Genomic DNA, 26,665 nt, shown 5'->3' on the forward strand with positions numbered 1-26,665 from the left:
TAAAAGAATAAGCATATTCGTTTAAAAGATATCTAAATAAAATTGACTGAATCCTTATATCAGAAACTCATCCTATTAAAAAATCAAACCAACCTCGTTGAAGGAATATGTTCAAAAACCAAGGCACAATACGATGGTATATATAAACTCAGCTTATGAATTCTAGCCAAGGGGGCTGAGCTAAAAGAATAATACATTTGTAATGTATCAACACGATTGTAACCCCCGAACTCTTCAGCATCGGTGCTTAAAGCCAAGTGATATTTCCCCGGACGAACTGGAAGCTCATAACCTGCAAATGATTCAGATGAATTAAAATTAAATACGAAAAGTAGATCACCACGATAAAAGGCCAAAACTTGGTTAATTTCATCTTGCTGAGTCAATTCGGGGAAACTTGAGGTAAATTTCAGTTTTTCATTGATCAAATGAATCATTGCCTCATCAAATTTATTTAAACTCTCAAAGCGCAATTCCTTATTTTCAGCTAAACTCCATTGTCTTTTGGCATGTTGGTACGACCAATTATTACCTTGACGTGGAAAATCTATCCACTCGGGATGTCCAAATTCGTTACCCATAAAATTAAGATAGCCACCACCTGAACTGGCAATGGTAATCAAGCGAATCATCTTGTGTAGAGCAATTCCTTTATCTACTGCCAAACACTGGCTGTCCTTGTGCATATTCCAATACATTTCTTTATCAATCAGTCGAAAGATTATCGTTTTGTCCCCCACCAAAGCTTGGTCGTGAGACTCGGCATAACTGATCGTTTTTTCTTCTACCCGCTTATTTGATAATTCCCAAAACATGCTTCCAACGCTCCACTCCTCTCCTTTCACCTCTTTAATCAACTTGATCCAATAATCGGGTACTCCCATAGCCAAACGATAATCAAAACCTATTCCTCCATCAGCAACTGGAGCTGCAAGTCCAGGATAACCACTCATTTCTTCGGCAACTGAAATCGAATCCGGATTGATTTGTTTCATCAGCTTATTCGCTAACATCAAATAAGTAATCCCATCCTCATCCTGTTCTCCATCAAAATACAAATCGTAGGAGGTAAAATCACAGTCCAGACCATGATTCAAATATAGCATCGATGTAACCCCATCGAAACGAAAACCATCACAATGAAATTCGCTCATCCAGTACTTGATATTGGATAAAAGAAAATGTAAAACCTCATTTTTACCATAATCAAAACAGAGAGAATCCCATGCCTTATGATTTCTTCTATCTCCTTCATGAAAATATTGATAAGCACTGCCATCAAAATTACCCAACCCTTCTTCCTCATTTTTCACAGAATGTGAATGTACCAAATCGATAATCACGCGAATACCCATACCATGAGCCTCATCAATCAGAGATTTTAAATCTTCGGGCGTTCCAAATCGTGAAGACACCGCAAAATAATTGGAAACATGATAACCAAAAGAACCATAGTATGGATGTTCCTGAACAGCCATTAGCTGAATCGTATTATAACCAGCCTGTTTTATTTTTGGTAGAATATTCTTTTTGAACTCATTGTAACTGCCCACTTTCTCCTCTTCAGATGCCATTCCAACATGGGCTTCATATATGAGAAGTGATTTTGACTCAGGTATTCTCCTATCATTTTGCCATACAAAACTTATTGGAGGCTGCCATACCTGAGCACTAAAAACCAAGGATTCAGAATCCTGAACAGCTCTTGTGACATAAGCAGGAAGACGTTGACCATGACCAGATTGCCAATGAACAGAGAACCGGTATAGGTCACCATGTTTAAGTGCAGAATCAACTAACTCCAGCTCCCAAACACCATTTTCTTTCTGAGTGAATTCAAACTCAGTTGAATCTTGCCAATGGTTCAGTTCTCCTAGCAAATAGATTTGAGTCGCATTGGGTGCCCACTCTCGAAAAATCCATCCATGCTCAGTTCTTTGCAAACCAAAGTACAAATGACCATTTGAGAAAGACTCAAGAGAATCCAATCCTTGTAGGATTTCTGCTTCTTTTTTCTCTGCAGCAAGTTTTCTTCCGTATATTTTTGATTGATAATTCTCTAAAAATGGGTCAGCATCTATAAGCTTCAAAGTCTGGATCATTGGACTGTTAGTTTTGAGTATTAGATTTTGGATAATATTACATCCCAAGTTACTAAAAATACAGTTAGACAACTAACATAAAACAAATGTTTAGATAAAAAAATAGCGACTCCTAATGGAATCGCTTTTCGAAATTATTTTTAGAGATAAACTCTAGTTTGAAGGGACATTAACTAGAATATCCAGTATGTGTTTCCAGAACTTATCTACAGTTTCAATATTAATTCTCTCGTCAGGTGAGTGAACATCGCGTAGAGTTGGTCCGAAAGAGATCATGTCCATATTTGGATACTTCTCAAGGAATAAACCACACTCCAAACCTGCATGAATTGAACGTGCAATTGGCTCTACATTAAACAAACGCTTGTATGAAGCAACTGCCACTTTCAAAATTGCTGAGCTAGGATTAGGAGCCCATCCTGGGTAACCATCGGTATGCTCAATTTCAGCACCTGCCATCGTAAAGGCAACCCCTACATTCTGTGCAATATTGTATTTCTCGCTATCAACGTCGCTACGCTGCGAAGTGGTAATAAAGATCTTATCGCCATCGATAAATTTAACAGAAGCCAAGTTATTTGAAGTCTCAACCATTCCCGGCATACGCGAACTCATGGTAAATACACCATGTGGACAAGCATAAAGGGCATCGAATAGATTATTTGAAGTCTGCTTATCACAAACGAAAGCTGGCATATCAGTAGACTCCAATTCAATCTTCAATTTAGGCTCAGCAATAGACCATACGTTTTCCATTTCAGCTGCATAAAGGTTCAAATCGATACGGATTTGCTCTTTAAATTTTGAAGGAATGACAACAACTGCAGAAGCTTCGCGAGGAATAGCATTACGCAAGTTTCCACCAGCAAAATCAGCTAAACGAACATCGTATTTCTTATTGATTTCCCATAAGAAACGGTTCAGAATCTTATTGGAGTTACCTCGATTCTTATTGATTTCATCACCTGAGTGACCACCTTGCAAACCGCTTACATCTAAACGAACAGCGAAATAACCAGCAGGAATATCTTCCCTAGTATATGACATAGTCGCCAAAGTATCAATACCCCCTGCACAACCTAAGAAAATCTCACCCTCATCTTCGGAGTCAAGATTCAATAGAATATTACCACTAACAAAATCAGGTTGAAGAGCAAAAGCTCCTGACAAACCTGTCTCCTCATCAACAGTAAACAAACACTCAATCGGTCCATGCTCAACATCATTAGAAGTCAACAGAGCCATTTCAGCAGCAACACCAATACCATCGTCAGCACCCAGAGTTGTTCCTTTAGCTTTTACCCACTCACCATCAATCCAAGGAATAATAGGATCGGTATCGAAGTTGTGCTCTGTTGAAGAGTTCTTCTCACAAACCATATCCATATGCGACTGTAAAACGACAGTTTTAAGATTTTCATAGCCTGGAGTTGCCGGCTTCTTAATTAAAACATTACCAATCTCGTCGCGCTTGGTTTCAAGATTGTGTTTCTTACCAAAGTCCATTAGGAATTCAATAATTTTATCTTCTTTTTTTGAAGGACGAGGAACCTGACAAATGGCCTCGAAATGTTCCCAAATCACTTTAGGTTCTAATCCGCTTAGTACGCTCATTGTTTATTTTTTAATTTGAGATAAAGAAGTGAATATTCATCCATCTCAATTAGTGTTAGTATTCTTTTTTTTTAACAAACCCAAAGGTAATAAAAGCTAGCATTAAATTAATCTTCTATCTGCTTCCAATTAATGCGTTTGATATATCTAAAACTTAAGTATTGAAAAGCTAGCATAATAGGCAAGCCAAGCATAACACCATATTCAATATATGTCAAGCCCCAATGCGTTAATCCAATCAAACCTGCCGATATCATCATTAAAATACCCTTTATGAAGTTATCTCCTGAATCTTGTGATAATCTCTCTTTTGAAAAAGGTAAGGCTTTGCTTTGCATCACGGTCACAAAGGAGGTTATAACAGTAATAGATACAAGAGCATAAAGAAGGTCTGGAAGAGCTTTATACGACCAGAAATAGAGAATCGGGCCACCAATTATGACATAGAGAGGCCAAACGTATTTTGCAAGTAAGGCTTTAATTGTACCTGATAAAATATCTCCAGGTTTTGAAATAGGCATAGAACTATAAAACCAACTCGATTTGGGCTCATCGCTATATATGATATTCATACAAACTGCGAATGCAGCAAAAATGATAAAATAAATAAATAGCAGATAGCGTTTCGATGCCAACAAACTTGCTATTTTATCCTCATTACCAAAATCTTTCACTACCATAAGGGCAATAAAAACAAATATATAACCAAAGGCAGGAAAGGCGGTTTGTTTAAATTTTCTTTCTCTCCCACTCATTTTCCATATCATTTTGAAACTTGTTCTTTCAACAGAGCTTTGAGTTAAGAGCTGAGCAAGTTTATCTGAATATCTTAATCGATGAGCTTTCTGAGTTTTTCTTTTCTCAGGTTTAGAAGCTACTGCATCCATCTGGCTCAATCGTTGACTAAATTTTGGAGAAAGATATTTGATAATTAACCAGAGACTTACCAATGGAACAAATAAGGCCAACAAGACAAATAATATACTAGATAAACTATAAACAGAAGTTGTTAAAGCTGTTATCGAACCCGCAAACCAACATGAAGGAATAAGGTAAGTAAACCACTCCACTTTTATCTGAGAATTATAAAGATCATTCACTTCAATTAGGCGTGGCAAAAGCTGATAAGCTCCCATAAAAATAATAGCCATCCCAATCTGAAAATAGACCATGATGTCCTTCAACTTTTCACCATTCACAAATCGCATCAAACCCAAATAAAATAAATTAGTCAAGAATAGCGTGAATAAAGTTGATAAGAAAACCATAAATAAAAATAGGAAGCCAGCGACGATACCATAATCAATTACAGTAAAAAATAAAGAAGCTATGGATAATGACAGACTCAAATGCAGAAGATAAATAGCAATGTGCAAGAGCTTAGCCATGGTCATTGTTCTGCTGTTTATAGGCCGAGAAAGTAAAATTGCATTATCTCTCGTATCAATTAGTACAACCGAAAATTCAGATATCATCAACATGGCAATCATTACCATGATCATTGAGAAAACCATCGTATAAGCCGTAAAAGTATGATCCATGGAATCAATCAATATCCCTATAAAAACCCCAATAATCGCATACACAAATGATTGTAACAAGAGTTGATTACTCGAATCCGTCTTCTTTGTTGATGTCGAAAAACCGCGGCGATTATCCATCGTCAGTTTTACTCTAAGGATACATTCAAGTTGTTGGTAATCCACCCCCATCATTGTGAATAGCCCCTTAAAAAGACGGATGATTCTTATAATAAAATTAACCATAGCTTAGTTCTCAAATACATTAATAATCTCATTAGCTGTTTCGCTATGGCCTGAATTACCGGTCAATTTGGTGAATAAAGTCTCTAATGACTCATTGTCTGCCTCCGAATTCAGTTCAGCATAACTACCATCAGCTAACACAACGCCATTATCAATCAAAATAATTCGATCTGATATTTTCTCAACCACATCCATAATATGTGAACTATAAAAGATGGTTTTGCCTTCGCGTGCCAATTGCTGTAGGACACGTTTTACAATAATCACTGCATTGGCATCCAATCCAGATAAAGGCTCATCCATAAAAATGATATCTGGATTATGAATCAATCCCGAAATGATAAGGATCTTCTGTTTCATTCCCTTCGAAAAACTGTTCATTCGTTCATCGGCATGCGATTTCATCTCAAAAAGATCCAACAGCCTCGCTGTTTTAGTCTGAATATCCCCTTCTTCCATCCCTTGGAGTTCGCCAACAAATTGCAGGTATTCACTTGGGGTTAATGTATCATACAAAGCAGCGTTCTCTGGAATATAACCAATACGCTTTTTAATGTCGAGATCCTGTGTTCTCAAATCCATTCCCAAGACTTTGATATCACCTTCAAAATCGGTTAGTATACCACAAAGAATTTTCACAGTCGTAGACTTACCTGCGCCATTAGGACCAATATATCCAATAATTTGTCCTGATTTTATATCCAAATCAAGACCTTTTAAAACATGATTGACTGCTACTCCATTTTTATAAGATTTATGCAGATTCTTTATTGATATGACTGTATTCGTTTCCATTGATATTATTTTTTTGATAAATATGGCTTAAATCTACAATAAAAACTTAGATCCATACAATGTTAAATGACACATTAGTTTTTATTAAGCAGATAATCCTTATCATTCTATTTATAGCAAGGGCTAAAGCCCTCGATTGGTCAGTCTCTTTTAAACCCAGGGTTAATACAGCCCTTAAAAAACGAGTGCAATCCGGACTTTAAACCAATAGTTTAGAAAATACAATATTAGCAACTTATATAAGTTGGGAGTCTTAATTTTAATTAGACAGCAATGACTTATTAGCTATAAACTAAAACACATCCTGTCATTTTCTCAAACAAGATGCTGCAAACTTTTCTGTTTTTATGTCGTTTTGTCAGCCTCCGAGTCGTGGCACAAGCTTTGATTAATGCTCAATCGTAAATTTTCATATAAATTCTAAATTTAAAAATATGTCAACAGGAAAAATTGGTGTTACCAGTCAGGATCTGTTCCCGATTATTAAGAAATTCTTATACTCTGATCACGATATCTTTTTACGTGAAATCGTTTCGAATGCAATCGATGCGACTCAAAAGCTAAAGACTTTAGCTGCAACAGGCGAATTCAAAGGCGATTTAGGAGAACTTAAGGTTTCGGTAAAACTTGATAAAGAAGCTAAAACCTTAACTGTTTCTGATCGTGGTATTGGACTGACTAAAGAAGAAGTTGAGAAATACATCAACCAGATTGCTTTTTCAGGTGCTGAAGAGTTCATGGATAAATATAAGGATCAAGCCAATGCTATTATTGGTCATTTCGGTTTGGGTTTCTATTCTTCATTCATGGTATCTGATAAAGTTGAAATCATTTCCCTTTCTCACAAAGAAGGTGCTGAGGCAGTGAAATGGAGTTGCGAAGGAAATCCTGAGTACACACTTGAAGCAGTTGAAAAGACAGAGCGTGGTACCGATATTGTGATGCATATCTCAGAGGAAGAAAAGGGATTTTTGGAAGAAAGCCGTATTCAACAGCTTTTAGATAAGTATTGTAAATTCTTACCTGTAGAAATCACTTTTGGTAACAAAAAAGAGTGGAAAGATGGTAAAAATGTTGAGACAGAGGAAGCGAATGTAATAAACGACATCAATCCTGCATGGACAAAGAAACCAGCTGACTTAACTGACGAAAACTACAACGATTTCTACCGTCAGCTTTACCCAATGGGCGAAGATCCTTTGTTCCACATTCACCTTAATGTTGATTACCCATTCAATCTGACTGGTATTCTTTATTTCCCTAAGCTTAAAAACTCAGTTGAAATTCAGAAGAATAAGATTCAATTGTACTGCAACCAGGTATTTGTTACCGATTCGGTTGAAGGTATTGTTCCTGAATTCCTAACCCTATTGCATGGTGTTATCGATTCACCGGATATTCCATTGAACGTATCTCGTTCGTACCTGCAAAGTGATGGTAACGTAAAGAAGATCTCAAACCATATCACCAAGAAAGTAGCGGATAGTTTATTCGATATCTTTAAAAAAGACCGTCAGGACTTTGAAGCGAAGTGGGATGACTTGAGGATTTTCGTTCAATATGGTATGCTTAGCGAAGAGAAGTTTTACGATCGCGCTAAGAAATTCATGCTTGTTAAAAACACCGATGGCAAGTACTTTACGACTGAAGAGTACGAAGCAATCGTAAAAGAAAATCAGACAGACAAGGAAGGTAATATGATTTGCCTTTACTCAACCAATGCAGATGAGCAATACACTTATATCGATTTGGCTAAAGCCAAAGGGTATGATGTTTTGATTATGGATAGCCAGTTGGACAATCACCTGATTAACACTTTAGAGCAGAAGACAACAACGACTAAATATGTACGTGTTGACTCTGATGTTATCGACAAGTTGATTCAGAAGGACGAGGCAAAAGCTTCTAATATAACTGAAGAGCAGAGAAACGATTTAATTCCTGTATTCAACTCACAACTACCTAAGGAAAAAGTGAACTACATCGTAGCTTTCGAATCTTTGGGTGCCGAAGCACAGCCATTAATGATTACTCAGGCTGAGTTTATGCGTCGTATGAAAGATATGGCTGCTATGAACCCGGGTATGGCAATGTTTGGCGAAATGCCAGATTCGTACAACTTGGTTGTGAATACCGATCATGCACTTATCGAAAAAATTATTGAAAGCAAGGATGCTGAACTAAGCGAAAAGATTGCTGAAGTGAAGGCTAAATTGACGCCAGTAGTTGCCGAGAGAGAAGCTCTTGAAGCCCTTAAAAAGGACAAAAAAGAAGACGAAGTTCCTCAGGAAGAAAAAGACAAAATGACTGAGGTTCAGAAGCAAATTACTGCAATTAACGCTGAGCGCGAAGCCATATTAACTGGTTTTGGTAAGGATAATCAAGTTGTAAAACAACTGGTTGACCTTGCTCTACTAGCAAACAATATGCTTAAAGGTGAAGAGTTGGCTAAGTTCGTAAAACGTAGCATCAAGCTAATCAAATAGTCTGTTCGAATCTAGTTCAAGACAGAAAGCCACAACCTAAATGGAATGTGGCTTTCTTCTTTTTATTTTAAGCTTATCTTTGCATTACATTTAGATACAATTACACCTATGGAAAGAACAGAATTCATTAATTATATATTCGATGCCCTTTACGCTCAACCAGAAAATGAGTCATTAGATATTGCTTGTTGGGGAATGGAGCATCTTCATACTGAGGATGACAGCCCAATATACGAATCGATTATCGAAGAGTTCATATCGAACGAATGGGCCGTAGATCAAGGCTTAGGCTTCCTGGTTCTGACTAAGGAAGGTCGAGATATCATTAATGTATTTGGTTCTTATACGGCTTTCATAGAAACCTACATGCAGCCTGCTCCTCAAATAAAATCACCCCTTTCCTTAAAGACAATCAGCTTGGTCATTAACCTTATTCTGGCATTATTTATAGCCATGTTGATGATAACAAAAAATAATGATGATCAGATTATCTCCGATCAAAAGGCTAAAATTGAAGCACAACAGGCAACTATTAATTCTTTGCAAAAGGCTACAACGAAATAATAAACAGAATGATTTAATTGGGCTTTGGATAAACCTCCAAGCCTCCACTAAGAGCTTTTTGCTGCCATGGGTAAACCTCCAAGCCTCCAACTAAGGCTATTTGGAGCTATGGTTAAACCTCCAAGCCTCCAACTAAGGCTAGTTGGAGCTATGGTTAAACCTCCGAGCCTTTACCTAAGGCTAGTTGGAGCTATGATTCCCCCCCTCTAAAACCTTTATCGGCGATTTATCCAGGTTTTGATTAAAATCCTCTAAGTCGTAATACCTTTAACCAACTCGTTTTAACAAAACATGCTTTAATTATTAGAATCATCAATGTTCTATCTTCCTATTAATAGTTGAGCATACGACATAAAATATGGCCTTAGTTGAAAAAGACTGAAATAAAATAATTTCTCACTCATCATAAAAAAAAATAGTATTTTAGTATAAAAGATACTAAGTATGAAAGTTGAGAAAAATTTCAGCAATGATGAAATAAAACAGTTATGGGACACGTTTGGATCAATTTCTCAAGAAGAAATGTTTCAATGCTTCAATGTTCACCTAAGCGAACTAAATGGAATCTCCGATACCTACAAGGAATTCTATGAGTCACTTAGCAAATCAAAAAATGAGGACAAAAACAATTTTGCTTGCTTAAGTGAGTTTAATCAATCCATACTCAAACTCTTACTAGAGAGCCAAGAAAAGATGCTTGATAGGGATTTTAGTAAGATTACTCAAACTTATTTATCCAAACTCAGCTCTTTGAGTTTAAACAAAACCATTATTCGAAGAGAGAAATTCTCTCCATACGTCTTTTCTAAAAAGGATAAGCTATCTGTTTTCCTCAAGAAATTGAGTATAAACTCAAAATTCACAATCAAAGTTCAAAGAAGAAAATTCTTCAACATATTCCGAAGAATATTTAAGATGAATCTTTTAGGTCTTGATACTTTCCAAACCCGTAAGATTCCCTATAAATATATGGTAGACTATTATTTTGGTATTCAGCTACCCAAACAAATGGCCAATAGTTTACACGAAATCATGCAAATTAAAAGTATTGTTTTATTAGACTTATGGCGATTCGATAATGATTTTGATACTGAAATACAAAACCAATTATTAGAAATCCAAACCGATCAAATAGAACTTATTTCAGATAAATATTCAATAAACGAAGTTATTGCCATACAAAAGCAACGACTTAATGATTTAACAGATAAACTAAAAAATGATATTACTTTAATAAATTCGACCCTGTTTGATACGCTTGACCAAGCATTACTACGAGTAGACACACCTGAAATGCCCAGAAATAAATTCCAGCCCAATAACATAAAAGCTGAACAGAACCTGTTGTTTACTACTATTGATTTAGAGAATCAGAAATGGCATAATACACATCGGACTTTATTAGATGACTGGTCATTGGATGTTGAAATCGTACGCCTTTATTTCACTGTCCTGAGTGATTACACAGATCTACATTCAAAAATAAGCAAATTTATAGATGAACATTTAAGCCTGAACATTGAGCAATTACGTGAATTCATAAGTGCTTCAGTCAAGCGAATTCAGGACAATGCCACTACAGCTAAGGAACTAACTCAAGTTTTAAACGAGGAAAGATCTAAAGTCTCCAATGACTTTATTGATAAAATGCTTGCCCAAACAATTAAAAAATTATCAGGGAGCATTACTCAAGATATAGAAAAGTTTAATTCCAGAATGATCAGCCTTATCAATAATGTTTCAGACAAGCGTAGCTTTATAAAAAGTAAAAATTACGAGCGAGGCATCCGAAGTTCAGAGATCAATTGGCTATCACCTAAAGAACTTTTAAACTTTGAAGCTCTTCCTCATTTTGAAGCATCGATAAAAGAAATTAAACAATTTATTGAAGCCAATATGAAAAAAGCAAGAGTTAAGCTTCTTGCTATGGGAACTGTAAGTGATTTTAGTCTCGAGTCAGCTCAAATCATGTTACAAAATAAAAAAGGGGCAATAAAATCTACCGCTCAAGTTGCGGAAGAAGGTCTTAATCGTGCCTTAAGCCATTTAGATGAAGTAACAGAGCTTATGGAGGGGATAAAACAAGAACCACAGGAACAGCTTCATCAAACCATTACAACTTTTAATACAGAGATTCAGAAACTCAAGAATATCGATACCATCCTTGAGCTGAATTTACAGATTGTGAAAATTAAGGCTATTGAACGATCAAAAAAGCTAAGAAAAGATGCCATTACTTGGATTCTGACCATTGTTCCCAGAATAATCGATTTTGTGAAAAAACATATTTCTGGCACTACGGGCTATATTGCTGAAATAAAAAAACATCTGGGTGTAAGGGATATAAAAAAAGTACAAATCTCTCACGAGCTTCCAGAATTTATTCGCCAAACAGAACTGGCCCTAAAAAAACTACCCTTCGTTTACCAACGCCTTTACCAGTTAACACCTACCGATGAAGATCGTTTTTTTGTTAATCGTCAGGCAGAGTTGGAGAGCTTACAAAAAGCCTTTTCTGATTGGACAAAAGATCGTTTTGTCACTACAGCACTTATTTCAGAAAAAGGGAATGGAGCGACTTCATTATTAAAGATTTTTCTAAACAAAATTGAAACTGATATTCCTATTATTCATCAATCATCAGATAAAAAGATATACAATACTCAAGCTTATCTGACATTCTTTTCTGAAATATTTGAACAAGAAAAATTTGAATCGAACGAAGAAATTATTGATTATCTAAATAATCGAACCGATTATTTGATTCTTATTATTGAGAACCTCCATCACTTTTTTATTAAAAAAGTAAATGGATTTGAATGCCAAAAAATGCTTTTCGAACTCATGTCCAGAACTTCTAAAAAAGTATTCTGGATTGCGAGTTATACCATACATTCTTGGGAGTATCTTAAAAAGACGGTACGTGTATCCGAACATTTTACCAAAGAGATTCAACTGCAAAAGTTTGATGGTGAAATGCTGGATGAGGTTATTTTCAAACGCAATAATCTTAGTGGTTACAAGATTGAATTTGAACCATCAAAAGAAAACCTTAGCTCCAAAACCTTTCAGAAAATGAATGACGATGATAGACAATCCTATTTAAGGAAACATTTTTTCATTGAGCTAAATCAAATGTCTAATGGAAATGTTAGTTTAGCTCAGCTATACTGGCTTCGCTCTACATGCTCGGTAAGCGATGATACTATAAACATTAGTTCTCTACGTGAAATCGATGCCTCCTTTGTTAAAGATTTACCTGCAGAACATTTATTTGCCATGCATACCATACTGATACACGACGGTTTAAACCTCGAAGATTATGCACTATCCTTAAACATACCTGAAAGTAATTGCGGAAATGTATTAATCCCAATGCTAGAAAAAGGTTTACTTATTCGTCCTAAAGAAAAATTCAATATTAATCCTATTATATTCAGACAGGTAGTCAGTTTATTAAGCTCACACAACTTTATCAACTAATTGTATCACAATGAAACATTTTACCTTTTTCCTTTTATGTCTGTTGATAGGATACTTATATCCACAAACCGCCACAGCTCAAGATACAATCCTCTTTAAGTCTCTGACAAACTGGAATGATACTTCGGTAAATGCACTTAATTTGGAAAGAATAAAGTCTGAGCCCCTTATCAAGATCAAGACGCCTGCTATAAAAAAAGACAGCTCTACATCCACTCCTGATACCATTGAGCGTGTGCAAGATAAAGTGGCAAAAGATAAAATCAATTCACATGAGCAGGACACAAACCTATTTAGTGCAAAAAATCTATTCTCTAGTTTCGAACAAAAAGTACCAAATAAACCCAAGGATGTATTAGAAGTTATTTCCTTATCAAAAATTTTCTGGACTCTCATTCTTATAATAGTAGGCTATTATTTTATTCAATTAGTCATTAAAATTCTCTATATCTTTTCTGAACGAAGTGCTCGATTTCGTATCACTATAAAAGGTATTATTCCCGTTTTTCGGATTCTAACTTGGGCCATCATTATTTTTGCCATTATAAAAGGCATTTACGACCCACCCTTCGAAACGGTTATCGCTTTTACCGCATCAGTTGGTATTGCTATTGGTTTGGCAGCACAAGATTTACTCAAAAATGTATTTGGTGGCATGGCCTTGCTTCTGGACAGACCCTTTATGGTCGGGGACAAAATTGACAGCGGAAAATATTACGGGGAAGTGATTGAAATTGGACTAAGAGCCACCAGACTGGTTACTGCAGACGATTCGGTTGTTTCAGTGCCTAATGCTGAGCTTGTAAACTCATCAGTGTCCAACTCCAACTCGGGCGAACTCAATTGCCAGGTGGTTGCAGAAATATATCTGCCTATTGATATTGACACCTTCAAAGTAAGACAAATTGCGACCGAGAGTGCTCAAGTTTCTCGATACGTTTATCTCAACAAACCCATTACGGTTCTATTTTTTAATGAGGTAAAAGAAAGACGTTCTTATCTTAAAATGAGGATAAAAGCCTATGTGATGGATATTCGCTACGAATTTCAATTTAAAAGCGATATGACAGAAATCGTTATACGCGAACTGCTAAAAGAAGGACTTATTTCAAAGGATGAATTATTTTAAATACCAGTCAAAAAAAATACCGACCTCATCAAAAGTCGGTATTTTTTACTTTATATCGTAGTTCTTTAATTTCCAATTTCACTTAACTCTAACCAACGCATTTCTTTTTCGTCAATCAAATCCATGACTTCTTGTATACGAGCCGATTTGATCATTAAATCCTCATTAGATAAAGTTCCAGAGCTCATTGCTTTTTCGATAGCATCTTTTTCCACATTCAAGCTTTCCATATCCTTTTCTAATTGTTCAAACTCCCGCTTCTCATTGAAAGTCATCTTGGTTTTGGTGCTCTGCTTTGGTTTTTCCTTCTTTACTTTCACTGGTTTTTCAATCTGCTTCTGCTCCAACTCTTCTTCCTCAAGAGTATCTCTATAAATGGTATAGTTGCCTGGGAAATTTCTGATTTGCCCCTGCCCTTCAAACACAAACATATGCTCAACCACCTTATCCATAAAGTAACGGTCGTGAGATACAATAATTAAACAGCCTTTAAAATTCATCAGATAATCCTCCAGAACATTCAGAGTCATAATATCCAAATCATTGGTAGGCTCATCCAAAATCAGGAAGTTTGGATTTTTCATCAAAACCGTCATCAGATAAAGTCGGCGTTTTTCGCCCCCACTCAACTTCGATACCAGGTTATACTGTGTTTTGGTTGGGAAGAGAAAATACTCCAAAAATTGAGAGGCAGACATCACTTTACCATTACCCAAGTCGATACTTTCAGCAATTTCTTTGATGACTTCAATTATTTTCTGATTCTCGTTGATGTTCATACCATCCTGCTTATAGTAGCCGTAGACAACAGTCTCACCAATTTCGATATTTCCAGAGTCAGCCTCAATATTTTGAGTAATGATATTCAAGAATGTCGATTTTCCTGTTCCATTCTTTCCGATAATCCCAATCTTCTCACCTCTTTGGAATTTATAGGAGAAGTCCTTTAAGATCTTCAAATCACCAAAGCTCTTATTCAAATGTTCGAATTCGAGTATTTTGGTTCCCAATCGAGCAGATTTAATATCAAGATCCATTTTATCCTCACGATAACTATTACTCGCCTTTTCCTTTAATTCATAGAAGGCATCAATTCTCGACTTAGCCTTTGTAGCACGCGCCTGAGGCATGCGTCGCATCCACTCCTGCTCAGTTTTCAGTAAACTTTTAGCTTTACCAGCCTCAGCATTCTGATTATGAATTCTTTCTTCACGCTTTTCCAAATAGTAGGTGTAATTCCCCTTATATGAATGAATACTAGTAGCATCCATTTCAATAATCTCGTTACATACTCTATCAAGAAAATACCTATCGTGAGTCACCATTAAAAGAGTGCCTTTAGATTTCTTCAAGTATTCTTCTAACCATTCAATCATCTCTAGATCCAAATGGTTAGTTGGCTCATCGAGCATTAGGAAGTCAGGATCAGTAATCAGCACCTTAGCCATACCAATACGCTTTTTCTGCCCACCAGAAAGCTGAGAAATTGGCTGATCGAAGTTGGTAATCTTCAGCTTAGAAAGAATCTGCTTTACCTTTACTTCATAATCCCAGGCTTTGTGCAAATCCATCTTTTCGAGAATCTCAGTCATACCCTCTTCCTGACCCGAGTCAATCATCCTTTCATAATCTCGAATGACAGATAATACAGGATCAGCTGAATTGAACAACTCATTGATAACTGTATTATTTTCATTCATTTCAGGAATCTGCTCCAAATAACCCAACTTAATATCTTTACGAAAAGACATCTCCCCACTATCTGGACTATCTTTTCCCGCAATAATATTTAAGAGCGAGGTTTTTCCCGTTCCATTTTTAGCTATCAGAGCAATCTTTTGTCCCTGCCCAACACCAAAATTAATGTCGGTGAATAAAATCTTATCACCGTAGCTTTTGCTAAAGTTTTCTATTTGTAAGTATGATATCATGAATGGCTTTACTTTCGATTAGTTTGCAAATTTACGAATTAGAAACGACACACTATCTTATTATCTAATCCGAATTTTATAAACTAGAAAAATCCTGCTGACAATATGCAACAGGATTTTAACATTAACCTCAACCAACTAAAAATTGATAATTTATAATTCGGTCACAACGTAAGCTTCTTGCCAAACTTTTGACATGATACTATATGAAATCCATCCAAAACCATCGGTTCCCCATGAAGTTCCCCAAGAATTAATGACTTTAAAAGCATTCTTAGTATCATCATAACCCACAACACAATAACAATGTCCTCCTAAATTTCTACCTCTTGCAGAAGTTTGGATTTCACCATAACCAAGATTCATAAATGTTTTATAAACAGAACCCCCAACTACAATTGGCTTACCAGCTGCTAACTGATCCTTAAAAGCATCAAGGGTTACAGATAAACGAGTGTAATTTGCAATCTTATAATTTGCAGCTAAAGCGGCCTGATTATTATCAGGATACAAATCACAAGAAACGTCAGTGTATGGCATATTAGCCCATAAACAAACACCTTGATCTTGAATTAAATTCAAACCACTTGTTACATAGGAACCGCTGCCGCAGTCACCTACCTTAATTTGGTTGTAAATGAATTCTGGGCTAAAAATATTGTAATCTAAGCTATAAGCGCCTCCATTAAGGGATTGCCAGGAAATACTTCTTGCAGCATAACCTACTCCCCAAGAAACACATGAACCTTCACCTCCTTGATTTCTAACAGGGGGACAGTTAAGTGCTACTGAAGTTGGATAGGCTTTAGTTTTACTGATAGCTCCAGCTAAAGGGATTTTATTGTATTCTGCCTCAGGTAATGGTAAATAACCTGTATTTATACTTACTTCCTGAATGGCTTCTTCCTGAATTTCATTTTCAGAATTATCACAAGAAGGGAAAGAAAGAATTAGGGTAGCTGCTGAAAAAACCAACAATGTTGATCTTAAAAATAATTTTTTCATAATTTTTTACTTATTCGATTAATAATGGGGTTAGTTAGTCGGTCGAAATTTCATAACATCACACATGCACTTTTCATTCTAAATAAGAATGTTGAATTCAAAACTTCATCTCAAATATAGAATAAAATACTGCACATAATCAACACTGTAACTAAAAATAAAACAAATGAGAAACATAATAAAATATCATTAAATTAGAATAAGGTACGATTAGTCAATTAAAAAACATCATTAGTCATATTTATCAAATAACTATTTAGACTAAAAATAAATATAACACAAACCAAGCACATCTATAACCAGCCTACACACTAACCAATAATATGTATATAAAAGCAAGGTGTTTTAGTAAAAAAACATATATTTTATTTAGGACAACAAACATTACTAAGATCAAATAATGTTTATGCCTTTAAATATCTCTTTTTAGACAAGGAAGTCTTTTATTAAAATTTACTATTTTCGTAAGCCTAATCAGTAAGTAAATACATGCGAAAGAAAGAACGTTTTGAAAAAGTCATAGCTTGGTTTCAGGAGAATATGCCAATTGCAGAAACTGAGCTCCATTATACCAACCCTTACGAACTACTCGTTGCTGTTATACTATCTGCGCAGTGCACCGACAAACGAGTAAACATGATGACTCCGGCTCTTTTTGAGAAGTATCCAACAGCATTTGATCTATCTCACGCCACTCAGGAGGATATTTTCAATTTTATTCGTTCATGCTCTTATCCCAACAATAAAGCCAAGCATCTTCTTGGAATGGCTAAGATGCTGGTTGAAAATTTCAAAGAAGAAGTTCCCGATGACATTAAAGAATTGCAGAAAATGCCAGGTGTGGGTCGGAAAACAGCTAATGTGATTGCCTCAGTGGTTTACGACAAACCAGCCATGGCAGTAGATACACATGTTTTTAGAGTTTCAGCCCGCATGGGTTTAACCACCAATGCAAAAACACCTCTAGAAACGGAAAAGCAACTCATTAAATATATTCCTGAAGAATTACTTCCAATAGCACATCACTGGTTAATTTTACATGGTCGCTATGTATGCATTGCTCGAAAACCTAAATGTAAATCATGTGGCTTGAAAAACTTATGCAAATACTATATTAAAGAACAGAAGAAAGAACTATAATGTACAGCTACGAATATCCCCGCCCAGCACTAACGGTTGATTGTGCTGTTTTTTGTCAACACAAAAACATCGACTATATTTTACTCATTGAACGCGCACAGGAACCTTTCGCAAATTGCTGGGCTTTTCCTGGAGGTTTTGTTGATATGGATGAAGATCTGGATCAGGCAGCCTACCGCGAACTTAAAGAAGAAACCGGGTTTGAGAATTGTGAACTTAAACAATTTAAAACCTACGGCGGTCTTAATCGTGATCCTAGAGGAAGAACTGTATCTGTGGTTTACAAAGGGGAACTCAATCTATCAGAACTTCCTGCGGTAAAAGGAATGGATGATGCCAAGCAAGCAAAATGGTGGCCAATCGATGACTTGCCACAATTAGCTTTCGATCATGATTTGATAATGACAGAATTACTTGATAAGTAAATGGGGTAATTTGATGATATGAGAATGTGGGGATTATAGAAACGATACGAAATCCCCCTTTAACTTTAAGTACTCAAGACACTCTAAGTACTTTAGATACCATAAACATTCCACCTTTACGGATTCCTAAAGTATGATTGCTCACTTTAACCTTTATCCTTGTTCTTACTTTTACCTTTTAATACTTTGTTCAAGATATATCAAACTGTCTGGTCCCATATTGAATAATAAATCCAGAATACTCAGGTTCTCAATGAAACCCTGTTTATCGCTAAAAACCTGATAATACTCTTTTGAAACAAAGGTTGGATCAACAATAGATTTTAACGCTTTGGGATGAATGCCTTCTCTAAAATCGATAATCTGATTAACATCTTCAATATAATCATCCGTTAATTTAATGTCATAATCCAAATCAATCAAAGAACAGATCTCTTCCTGAATTTGAAGATTCATATCCAATAGAAAATCCCATTTCCTATCAAAAAACTTCTTTAAATCATCGATATAGTATTCGTAAAAAGGTGATGATTGATAGGCTGATTCAATGCCCTTCCAATGCAGTTTTTGCCAATCGGTATCGTAAGAGATTCTCACGTCCTTTGTTATAATTTTCTTACTACTCGCTTTAACAACTGGTATTGTTAGAGCTAAAGCGCCATTGGCTCCAAAAATATTACATCGGTTTCTATATGATTGCTTCGAGTAATTCTCAAATTGCTCAATCAATACATTGGGGAATTGAACCAACTTGCTGTAATATTGAATTGGGGCAAAATATGCAGTAGATAATAGGACTGAGTTTTCCATCTTCTTTTTCTTGATTTTGTGCGAAACTACAAAAATAATGAATAAAAATTAAGGCTATCCCAATAGAGATAGCCTTTAATATTCGATTTAAGAAATTCGAATACTATTCAATTCCTTTAAAAATTCGATTCCATCTGATTTTACTCAAGAATGATTTGTCCTTATCAAGAGATAACCATACAAATGAAGCTTTCCCTACAATATGATCTTCTGGCACATATCCCCAATAACGAGAGTCAGCAGACATATGTCTATTATCACCCATCATCCAATAATAATTCATCTTGAATGTGTATGTCTCAGCTAACTTACCATTAATATATATACCATCTTCTTTCACTTCCAGCTTATTGCCTTCATAAGCCGTAATGGCTCTTTCGTATAACGGAAGCGTTTTTTTACTTAAAGTAACACTTGCTCCTTCTTTAGGTAAAACAAGAGGACCAAAATTATCACGGTTCCAATTATAATCTCTACTGAATGGAAAAACCTCTTCGTACATGCCAAGTGGATATAGCACTCGGGTTACCGATATCACATTATTCAGTTTCTTGAGCTCTTCAGCTTTAGCATTTGACAATGGCAATTCATACTCAGAAGCACTTCTCCTACCTCTATCAGCAAGTGCAATATTAAGATCATCCAAGATTCTTGGATTAATAGTCGTTCCATTGGTTTTAACAATGTATTTGTATTGCATATCTTCGATAGCAGCTTGTGCTTTGCCATTTACAAACAGTTGACCATCTTTAGAAATCAACGTATCTCCTGGTAAACCCACACATCGCTTAATATAATTCTCACGTTTATCCACTGGTCGAGAACGAATATCGTAACGCTGTTTCATGAACTTACGAGCCATATTTTGGTAGGCATGATCAGACTGCAATAAGCGTCCTTTGCTCATATCATCAGCCTTAAATTGCTGACCATAACCACGAATAATAGAATGGTAATCAGGATTCTCATTCCCTACCCAGATGGTATCTCCTGCAGGAAAATTGAAAACAACAACATCATCACGCTCCACATCTCCAAAACCAGCCAAACGATGATAAGGCCATTGTATCAATTCTGAATATGACTTTGTAGACTTTGTACCTGGCATGGTATGATGTGCAAATGGGAACGATAAGGGTGTATTTGGCACCTTAGGCCCATAAGCCATTTTACTTACAAAAAGGTAATCACCTACCAACATCGATTTCTCCATTGAAGAAGTCGGAATGGTGTAGGCCTCTATAAAAAACATACGAATAAGTGTCGCTGCTACAACTGCAAATATTAAAGCATCAATCCATTCTACAATAAAACCTTGCTTTTTAACGCCACGTTTCTTCCAAAATGCCCAATGCACTTTTTTACTGATATAAACATCAAACAAAATTGGCAAACCTAACACTAACCAAAAGTTACCAATCCAAATCATCATCAACAGATAAATAATGGCTGCTAATGAAAACTTAAACCATTTATTCTTTAAAAATTCCTTCATAGAGTATTTAGTTTTATTTTGAAGTCTTGTTTCAAATTGATTTTGTGCGAATCTACGAAAATTATTGTTTACAATTTCAACAAATCTTTCATCCCGAAGTATCCAGATTTACCAGGCATAAATTCTGCGGCTAATACGGCACCAAAAGCAAAACCTTTTCGGTTATAAGCCTGATGCTGAATTTGAATTTCATCAACCTCAGAATGCCATGTGATATTGTGAGTTCCAGGAACAGCTCCATGACGCTTAGCCACAATGCTCATTTCAGAAGCTTTAGTACTTAAACCTTCAATCCATGAATTCTTCACTGGGTGATTCTCAAGAACCCCTTCGGCTAAAGTTAATGCTGTTCCACTGGGCGAGTCTAATTTATGAATATGATGAATCTCTTCCATATCCACATCGTACTGATCGAAACCAGACATCAGTTGAGCTAATTTCTTATTCAATTCGAAAAATAAATTAACACCTAAACTAAAGTTTGAAGCGTAAAAAAAACCTTTACCATCTTCACATCGAGACTTAACCCTATCCAATTGATCTAACCAACCTGTTGTACCTGAAACCACAGGCACGCCAGCGTCAAAGCAAGTCATATAATTCTGATATGCAGAATCAGGATTTGTAAACTCAATAACAACATCAATCCCTTTTAAATTGTCAACAGTTAAATCAGCTTGGTTATTCTGATCTATTATCAAAGCAATTTCGTGGCCACGATCGAGAGAAATACTTTCAATTTCCTTACCCATCTTACCGTAACCAATCAGTGCAATCTTCATGTTCCTTTAATTTTAACCCCATCCTTTGTTTCTGTGGTTTAGAATGAGAAATGGCTAATAGTTCTTCTTTTCTAGATTGTGAAAAAGCTTAGCTAAATATGCAAATACCAACACAATTCTATATTTGTTTATCGAATTTCAAAAATAACAAATCAAAACAAGATTGCTGCATTTTGAAGGCTTAATAAAACTTAAGTCTCTAAATTTTTCGATAACCTTGATATATCGCACCATAAATGAAAGATTTAGCCATCAAAATATTTATACCTACTAAATTCAAATTTTGAACCAGAAGTCTTATATTCATAGGTTGAAAAATGACAATATATTTCATATTGAATCGTTAATCAATTCAATAAACAAACACAGAGGAGGCTACTAGCTACTAGTATAGAAAATAGCTCCAAAGATTTACATACAATATCAACAGATGAATTATACAATCAATTGCTTTCTACCTGTGGGAACTCAGGAAGAAACTCAATCTACTATAAAAGAATTACAAAGCTCAAACTTAGTTACCAAGATATTCCTAATTGGAGATTCTGATTTCGAATTGGATGGGGCAGAATTATTATCTTCAAAGTCTCTATTATCAGGCCAAACAATACATGAGATTGGCGAAAAATCAATTTCTGATTTCACATTGATCTATACTAAAACGAGTGCTCTTAAACTAGGCCAATTTGCACTAAATCGCTTCGTTAAAGTTGCTACAGATACACAAGCAAGTTTAACTTATTCAGATTCCAAAGTCATTAAAAAAGGTCAAGTTGAGAACCATCCAGTAATTGACTATCAAGAAGGAAGTTTAAGAGACGATTTTGATTTTGGCTCATTGCTTTTCATCAATACAAAAGCTCTTAAAAAAGCATCTGTTGGGGTAGACAAGGCAGTTCAATATGCAGGACTCTATTCTCTTAGGCTAGCACTTTCTGAACAATCTGAATTGCTTCGAATTCCTGAATATTTATATACCGACGAAGAATTAGACACGCGTAAATCTGGTGAAAAAATATTTGACTATGTCGATCCTAAAAATCGTGTCGTTCAAATCGAAATGGAAAAAGTATGCACTGAATATCTGAAACGAGCTGGTGGTTATCTTGAGCCTAAGTTTGCAGAACTTGATTTTAATTCAGAACAGTTTCATCTGGAAGCATCGGTTATCATCCCCGTTCTCAATCGTGTCAAAACCCTTGAAGACGCTATCAAATCTGTGTTATGTCAAAAAAGTGATTTTGCTTTCAACCTAATCATTGTAGACAACCACTCGACAGATGGGACAACTGATCTTATTCAAAAATACGCTGAGCAAGATGACCGAATTATCCACCTTATTCCCAAACGCAAGGATTTAGGAATCGGTGGTTGCTGGAACGAAGCTGCACACCATAAAAACTGTGGTCGATTTGCCATTCAACTCGACAGCGATGATTTGTATGCTGATGAAACAACCATACAACAAATCATTGAAAGCTTCCATAAAGAGAAGTGTGCGATGGTTGTGGGTAGCTATCAAATGGTGAATTTCAAACTGGAAGAAATCCCTCCAGGTTTAATTGATCACAAAGAATGGACTCCTGAAAATGGACGCAATAATGCTATACGAATAAATGGGCTTGGTGCTCCAAGGGCTTTCTATACGCCAATTCTAAGAGAAACACCTCTTCCAAACGTTAACTATGGTGAAGATTATGCCTTAGGATTAGCTATTTCGAGAAAGCACCAAATTGGTCGTATCTACAATTCGCTGTACTTATGCCGCCGTTGGGACGAAAATTCAGATGCCTCACTGAGCATTGAAAAAATGAATGCGCACAACAGCTATAAGGATAGAATTAGAACAATTGAACTAAAGGCTAGACGAATTCAAAATCTATAAATATGAAGTTCAAAGCAATATTCATTATTCTTGGATTAATACTGTTTTTAGCTTCGTGCCAAGCTAAAACGGATAAAAACAAGAGTGTTTTATCTCAGAATGAATCTCTGCAAATTAATTCAACTGATATAGAATTATTTAAATCCCTGATCCAGTTTATATCAGATCCATCGTTTAATTCACTTTCCAATGGAGGTCTGATTATTGAAACAGGTAAACTATTTTTACAAACTCCATATGTGGGTGGAACACTTGATAATAATGAGATTGAAAAAATAAGGATCAATTTACATCAGCTTGATTGCACGACTTATCTTGAGAATGTTTTGGCTCTATCAATATTATCGAATAAAGCTTCAATTAGTATTGATAACTTCTCAAATCAGTTGAAGTATATTCGCTATCGTAATGGGAAGCTGAATGACTACACATCGCGATTACATTATTTTACGGATTGGATATTTAATAACGAAGAAAAAGGCTTGCTTCTTGATGTCACAAAAAAAATTGGTGGGCAACCATATGATAAAACCATCAACTTTATGAGTTTACATACAAGTTCATATCCAGCCTTGGTCAATGACTCATCACTAATTGAAACAATCATTCAAACGGAAAAAACAATTAATGATCGAAAACATTATTATATTCCTGAAGACAAAATACAACAGTTAGAAAATCAAATTGAAGATGGCGACTTGATTGCAATAACAACTAAGATTAACGGTCTGGATGTATCTCATACGGGGATTGCGATACATTTAAACAAGCGATTACACCTTATGCATGCATCTAGCAAGGCAAAAAAAGTCATTATCTCGGACATTCCTTTAGCTGACATGATTCTGAAAAATCATTTACAATCAGGAATAATCGTAGCGAGAGTGCAGCTAAAACAACAAATATCGAATTAATTACTTTCTCTTAATGAGAATCAACTAGACTTAAAAGAGAACTAATGCAAAAAATTAATAAAGAAAACTTACAAACGTTCATAACTGAACAAAAGGAGAATTGGGCGTTGGCTAAAACCAATTATAAAGGTTTAGAAAAGGTTGAAGAAAAGGAATTTCAATTCGAAGGCTTTAAAATCAAGGTTCAGTATAATCCTGAACGAATAACATCCACTGCAGCTAAAGTCGATAAAGAAGCTATTGAAAAAAGACCCTGCTTTTTGTGTGAAGAGAACAGGCCTGCAGAGCAAGGGAAAATGGATTTGGATAATAATTATAGCCTTTTAGTTAACCCCTTCCCTATTCTCAAAGAACATTTCACCATTACTAAAAACGATCATACCGATCAGAACTTTGTTAATCACATTGCTGATCTGGTCAGTTTATCTGAAACCATGGAAGGCTATTCAGTATTCTATAACGGCCCTAAATCTGGAGCGTCTGCACCTGATCACATGCATTTTCAGGCTGGTGAAAACGACTTTTTGCCTATTGACACTGAATACGTAGATAGAAAAAAGAATTATGGCAAATTAGTCACTTGGAATGGTCGATTTGAAGTTTATCGTTTCAACCATTACCTGCGGAAAATGATTAGTGTAGAAGCTGATAGAGCACAAGATATTGTAAGTGCTAGTAAAATATTTTATCGTTATCTCGAAAAGCTACAATCAGACGAAAAAGAACCAATGTTGAATGCGATTTGTGTATTCAAAAATAATAAATATCGACTTCATATTTTCCCACGAAAAAAACACCGTCCATCTCAGTTTTTTGCTGAAGGTAAAGAACAGTTACTAATTAGTCCTGGTGCGGTAGATATGGGTGGTGTGATTATTACACCTCGAAAAGAAGATTTCGATAAAATCACAAAAGAAGATATCGTAAGTATTTACAAACAGGTTAGTTTAGATGATTTAGTATTCGACAAACTGTGTCATGATTTCACAAAACTAGTCATGATTTAAATTGCAAAGAACCCATATGCAAGAACCTAAAATACGTATAGGCATTATGTATGACAAGGAAATCACATTCAAATTGAATGGGATTTACTCGCTTCATAAAAACGGGAAAAACTATACGGATACGCAAGTTATAAAATACCTGAATGGCAAAATCGAATTTGATGGTTTAATAATTGAACCTGAAGAATTGATTTTTAGTCCTGAGAATTACGAAAGCAACTCTTTCGATTTATTTGACGTGACTATTGGTATCAAGTTTCACTGGGAACGAAAAGAGAATCAATCCTTCAAAGGTAGCTTGCATTTTCTTTCTGAAGATGATAAACTAACTGCTATCAATGTCCTTAAACTTGAAGATTACCTGGCAAGCGTTATTTCTTCAGAGATGAAAGCGACTAGCAATATAGAGCTTTTAAAAGCGCATGCCGTTATCTCTCGCTCTTGGCTAATGGCACAAGTTTTAAAGGGAGAAGCCATACTGGCTTCAGATCAAGCCTATCAATCTATAACTGAGAATTCTGAAGAATTGATCAAATGGTATGACAGAGAAGACCATCACAATTTCGATGTTTGTGCTGATGATCACTGCCAACGCTACCAAGGGATCACACGACAATCAAACAAAACGGTTTTAAAAGCCATTGAAGCAACCAAAGGCATTCTCCTAACTAGCGATGGTAAAATCTGTGATGCTCGCTTTTCGAAGTGCTGTGGTGGTGTTTCAGAAACATTTGAAAATGTTTGGGAACCTAAAGCTCACAAATACCTCCAAGCTATTACTGACGGAGAAGAATCTGACTTAAAACTCGATTTAAGAAATGAAACGAATGCCGAAAGCTGGATTAAAAATTCTCCTGATGTTTTCTGCAACAGTAGTGATAAAGCCGTTCTCTCTCAGGTTTTAAATGATTACGATATGGAAACACCTGACTTTTTTCGTTGGGAAGCTAGGTATACACAAGATGAATTATCTGAACTAGTCAATAGAAAAACGGGGAAAGACTTTGGTCGCATATTAAATCTTATTCCAATAGAAAGAGGACTCTCTGGTCGAATCATTAAGCTAAGAATAATCGGTGAAAAATTGAGTTTTGTCATTGGCAAGGAATTAGAAATAAGAAAGACTCTTTCCGAATCACACCTGTACAGCTCAAATTTCATACTTGAAAGAGAAAATAAATCAACGGATTTTATATTGAAAGGTGCAGGTTGGGGACATGGTGTTGGGCTTTGTCAAATTGGCGCTGCCGTGATGGGAGCAAAAGGCTATTTCCACAAAGAAATTCTGTTACACTATTTCAAAGGAGCCCAACTGGAAAAAAAATATTAGAA

General features: G+C 35.7%; 19 protein-coding genes. 10 read left to right on the top strand and 9 right to left on the bottom strand.

The annotated features are described in order from the left end of the window. Positions 1-83: 83 nt before the first annotated feature. The 4 genes from DWB61_RS10305 to DWB61_RS10320 form a co-directional block, all read right to left on the bottom strand. A complete protein-coding gene (locus DWB61_RS10305; RefSeq protein ID WP_125030833.1) occupies positions 84-2,102 on the bottom strand; it encodes an alpha-amylase family glycosyl hydrolase in 2,019 nt (672 codons plus the stop codon). 153 nt (positions 2,103-2,255) lie between these two features. After that, a complete protein-coding gene (locus DWB61_RS10310; RefSeq protein WP_125030834.1) occupies positions 2,256-3,716 on the bottom strand; it encodes an aminoacyl-histidine dipeptidase in 1,461 nt (486 codons plus the stop codon). A gap of 107 nt (positions 3,717-3,823) precedes the next feature. After that, the gene (locus tag DWB61_RS10315) at positions 3,824-5,482 is read right to left on the bottom strand and encodes a hypothetical protein (protein ID WP_125030835.1); all 1,659 of its coding nucleotides are present in this window, start codon (positions 5,480-5,482) and stop codon (positions 3,824-3,826) included. A 3-nt stretch (positions 5,483-5,485) separates the two neighbouring features. Further along, positions 5,486-6,277, bottom strand: coding sequence for an ABC transporter ATP-binding protein (locus tag DWB61_RS10320; RefSeq protein WP_125030836.1), 792 nt, complete (start codon positions 6,275-6,277; stop codon positions 5,486-5,488). Positions 6,278-6,711: 434 nt separating this feature from the next. Here DWB61_RS10320 and htpG point away from each other — a divergent pair, with 434 nt between their 5' ends. The 4 genes from htpG to DWB61_RS10340 all read left to right on the top strand — a co-directional run bounded on the left by htpG (position 6,712) and on the right by DWB61_RS10340 (position 13,939). Next, positions 6,712-8,763: a molecular chaperone HtpG gene (gene htpG, locus DWB61_RS10325; protein WP_125030837.1), complete on the top strand. Its 2,052-nt coding sequence runs from the start codon at positions 6,712-6,714 to the stop codon at positions 8,761-8,763. A gap of 108 nt (positions 8,764-8,871) precedes the next feature. After that, positions 8,872-9,327, top strand: a complete 456-nt coding sequence (locus DWB61_RS10330; protein WP_125030838.1) for a hypothetical protein — start codon at positions 8,872-8,874, stop codon at positions 9,325-9,327. A gap of 444 nt (positions 9,328-9,771) precedes the next feature. Further along, entirely contained in the window at positions 9,772-12,810 is a 3,039-nt protein-coding gene (locus tag DWB61_RS10335; protein ID WP_125030839.1) for a hypothetical protein, read from the top strand. Between the two features lie 10 nt (positions 12,811-12,820). Then, positions 12,821-13,939, top strand: coding sequence for a mechanosensitive ion channel family protein (locus DWB61_RS10340; RefSeq protein WP_125030840.1), 1,119 nt, complete (start codon positions 12,821-12,823; stop codon positions 13,937-13,939). Positions 13,940-14,004: 65 nt separating this feature from the next. Here DWB61_RS10340 and DWB61_RS10345 read toward each other — a convergent pair whose 3' ends face one another. Then, positions 14,005-15,870: an ABC-F family ATP-binding cassette domain-containing protein gene (locus DWB61_RS10345; protein WP_125030841.1), complete on the bottom strand. Its 1,866-nt coding sequence runs from the start codon at positions 15,868-15,870 to the stop codon at positions 14,005-14,007. Positions 15,871-16,023: 153 nt separating this feature from the next. Beyond that, complete coding sequence (locus tag DWB61_RS10350) at positions 16,024-16,875, bottom strand: C1 family peptidase (RefSeq protein ID WP_125030842.1); 852 nt, start codon at positions 16,873-16,875, stop codon at positions 16,024-16,026. 489 nt (positions 16,876-17,364) lie between these two features. Between DWB61_RS10350 and nth the strand changes: the two genes are divergently transcribed. Further along, positions 17,365-18,015, top strand: a complete 651-nt coding sequence (nth, locus tag DWB61_RS10355; protein WP_125030843.1) for an endonuclease III — start codon at positions 17,365-17,367, stop codon at positions 18,013-18,015. Then, on the top strand, positions 18,015-18,440 hold the full coding sequence (locus tag DWB61_RS10360; protein WP_156190233.1) for an NUDIX domain-containing protein: 426 nt from the start codon (positions 18,015-18,017) through the stop codon (positions 18,438-18,440). The genes nth and DWB61_RS10360 overlap by 1 nt, the downstream gene beginning before the upstream one ends. A 171-nt stretch (positions 18,441-18,611) precedes the next feature. On the opposite strand, the gene DWB61_RS10365 is transcribed toward DWB61_RS10360, so the two are convergent. From DWB61_RS10365 to dapB, 3 genes are all read right to left on the bottom strand, one after another. Further along, positions 18,612-19,250, bottom strand: coding sequence for a WbqC family protein (locus DWB61_RS10365; protein WP_125030845.1), 639 nt, complete (start codon positions 19,248-19,250; stop codon positions 18,612-18,614). 103 nt (positions 19,251-19,353) lie between these two features. Then, complete coding sequence (gene lepB / locus DWB61_RS10370; protein ID WP_125030846.1) at positions 19,354-20,745, bottom strand: signal peptidase I; 1,392 nt, start codon at positions 20,743-20,745, stop codon at positions 19,354-19,356. Positions 20,746-20,813: 68 nt separating this feature from the next. Further along, positions 20,814-21,527 (bottom strand): 4-hydroxy-tetrahydrodipicolinate reductase, encoded by a 714-nt coding sequence (gene dapB / locus DWB61_RS10375; RefSeq protein ID WP_125030847.1) that lies wholly within the window; start codon positions 21,525-21,527, stop codon positions 20,814-20,816. A 430-nt stretch (positions 21,528-21,957) separates the two neighbouring features. Here dapB and DWB61_RS10380 point away from each other — a divergent pair, with 430 nt between their 5' ends. Genes DWB61_RS10380 through DWB61_RS10395 form a run of 4 tightly spaced genes read left to right on the top strand, consistent with a single transcriptional unit; the run spans position 21,958 to position 26,663 of the window. Then, the gene (locus DWB61_RS10380; protein WP_125030848.1) at positions 21,958-23,412 is read left to right on the top strand and encodes a glycosyltransferase family 2 protein; all 1,455 of its coding nucleotides are present in this window, start codon (positions 21,958-21,960) and stop codon (positions 23,410-23,412) included. 2 nt (positions 23,413-23,414) lie between these two features. Beyond that, positions 23,415-24,326, top strand: coding sequence for an N-acetylmuramoyl-L-alanine amidase-like domain-containing protein (locus tag DWB61_RS10385; protein ID WP_125030849.1), 912 nt, complete (start codon positions 23,415-23,417; stop codon positions 24,324-24,326). 44 nt (positions 24,327-24,370) lie between these two features. Further along, positions 24,371-25,333, top strand: a complete 963-nt coding sequence (locus DWB61_RS10390) for a DUF4922 domain-containing protein (RefSeq protein ID WP_125030850.1) — start codon at positions 24,371-24,373, stop codon at positions 25,331-25,333. Positions 25,334-25,349: 16 nt separating this feature from the next. After that, entirely contained in the window at positions 25,350-26,663 is a 1,314-nt protein-coding gene (locus tag DWB61_RS10395; protein ID WP_125030851.1) for a SpoIID/LytB domain-containing protein, read from the top strand. Positions 26,664-26,665: the final 2 nt, after the last annotated feature.

This window comes from Ancylomarina euxina, from assembly GCF_003863355.1.
Lineage (GTDB): Bacteria > Bacteroidota > Bacteroidia > Bacteroidales > Marinifilaceae > Ancylomarina > Ancylomarina euxinus.

Bases quoted from the DNA above. Each gene is read 5' to 3' on its own strand.
- DWB61_RS10395 (WP_125030851.1), top strand. From the start codon at position 25,350: ATGCAAGAACCTAAAATACGTATAGGCATTATGTATGACAAGGAAATC.
- DWB61_RS10330 (WP_125030838.1), top strand. From the start codon at position 8,872: ATGGAAAGAACAGAATTCATTAATTATATATTCGATGCCCTTTACGCT.
- DWB61_RS10390 (WP_125030850.1), top strand. From the start codon at position 24,371: ATGCAAAAAATTAATAAAGAAAACTTACAAACGTTCATAACTGAACAA.
- DWB61_RS10320 (WP_125030836.1), bottom strand. From the start codon at position 6,277: ATGGAAACGAATACAGTCATATCAATAAAGAATCTGCATAAATCTTAT.
- nth (WP_125030843.1), top strand. From the start codon at position 17,365: ATGCGAAAGAAAGAACGTTTTGAAAAAGTCATAGCTTGGTTTCAGGAG.
- DWB61_RS10305 (WP_125030833.1), bottom strand. From the start codon at position 2,102: ATGATCCAGACTTTGAAGCTTATAGATGCTGACCCATTTTTAGAGAAT.
- DWB61_RS10350 (WP_125030842.1), bottom strand. From the start codon at position 16,875: ATGAAAAAATTATTTTTAAGATCAACATTGTTGGTTTTTTCAGCAGCT.
- DWB61_RS10310 (WP_125030834.1), bottom strand. From the start codon at position 3,716: ATGAGCGTACTAAGCGGATTAGAACCTAAAGTGATTTGGGAACATTTC.
- DWB61_RS10385 (WP_125030849.1), top strand. From the start codon at position 23,415: ATGAAGTTCAAAGCAATATTCATTATTCTTGGATTAATACTGTTTTTA.
- DWB61_RS10315 (WP_125030835.1), bottom strand. From the start codon at position 5,482: ATGGTTAATTTTATTATAAGAATCATCCGTCTTTTTAAGGGGCTATTC.
- DWB61_RS10340 (WP_125030840.1), top strand. From the start codon at position 12,821: ATGAAACATTTTACCTTTTTCCTTTTATGTCTGTTGATAGGATACTTA.
- DWB61_RS10360 (WP_156190233.1), top strand. From the start codon at position 18,015: ATGTACAGCTACGAATATCCCCGCCCAGCACTAACGGTTGATTGTGCT.
- htpG (WP_125030837.1), top strand. From the start codon at position 6,712: ATGTCAACAGGAAAAATTGGTGTTACCAGTCAGGATCTGTTCCCGATT.
- DWB61_RS10380 (WP_125030848.1), top strand. From the start codon at position 21,958: ATGAATTATACAATCAATTGCTTTCTACCTGTGGGAACTCAGGAAGAA.
- dapB (WP_125030847.1), bottom strand. From the start codon at position 21,527: ATGAAGATTGCACTGATTGGTTACGGTAAGATGGGTAAGGAAATTGAA.
- DWB61_RS10335 (WP_125030839.1), top strand. From the start codon at position 9,772: ATGAAAGTTGAGAAAAATTTCAGCAATGATGAAATAAAACAGTTATGG.
- lepB (WP_125030846.1), bottom strand. From the start codon at position 20,745: ATGAAGGAATTTTTAAAGAATAAATGGTTTAAGTTTTCATTAGCAGCC.
- DWB61_RS10365 (WP_125030845.1), bottom strand. From the start codon at position 19,250: ATGGAAAACTCAGTCCTATTATCTACTGCATATTTTGCCCCAATTCAA.
- DWB61_RS10345 (WP_125030841.1), bottom strand. From the start codon at position 15,870: ATGATATCATACTTACAAATAGAAAACTTTAGCAAAAGCTACGGTGAT.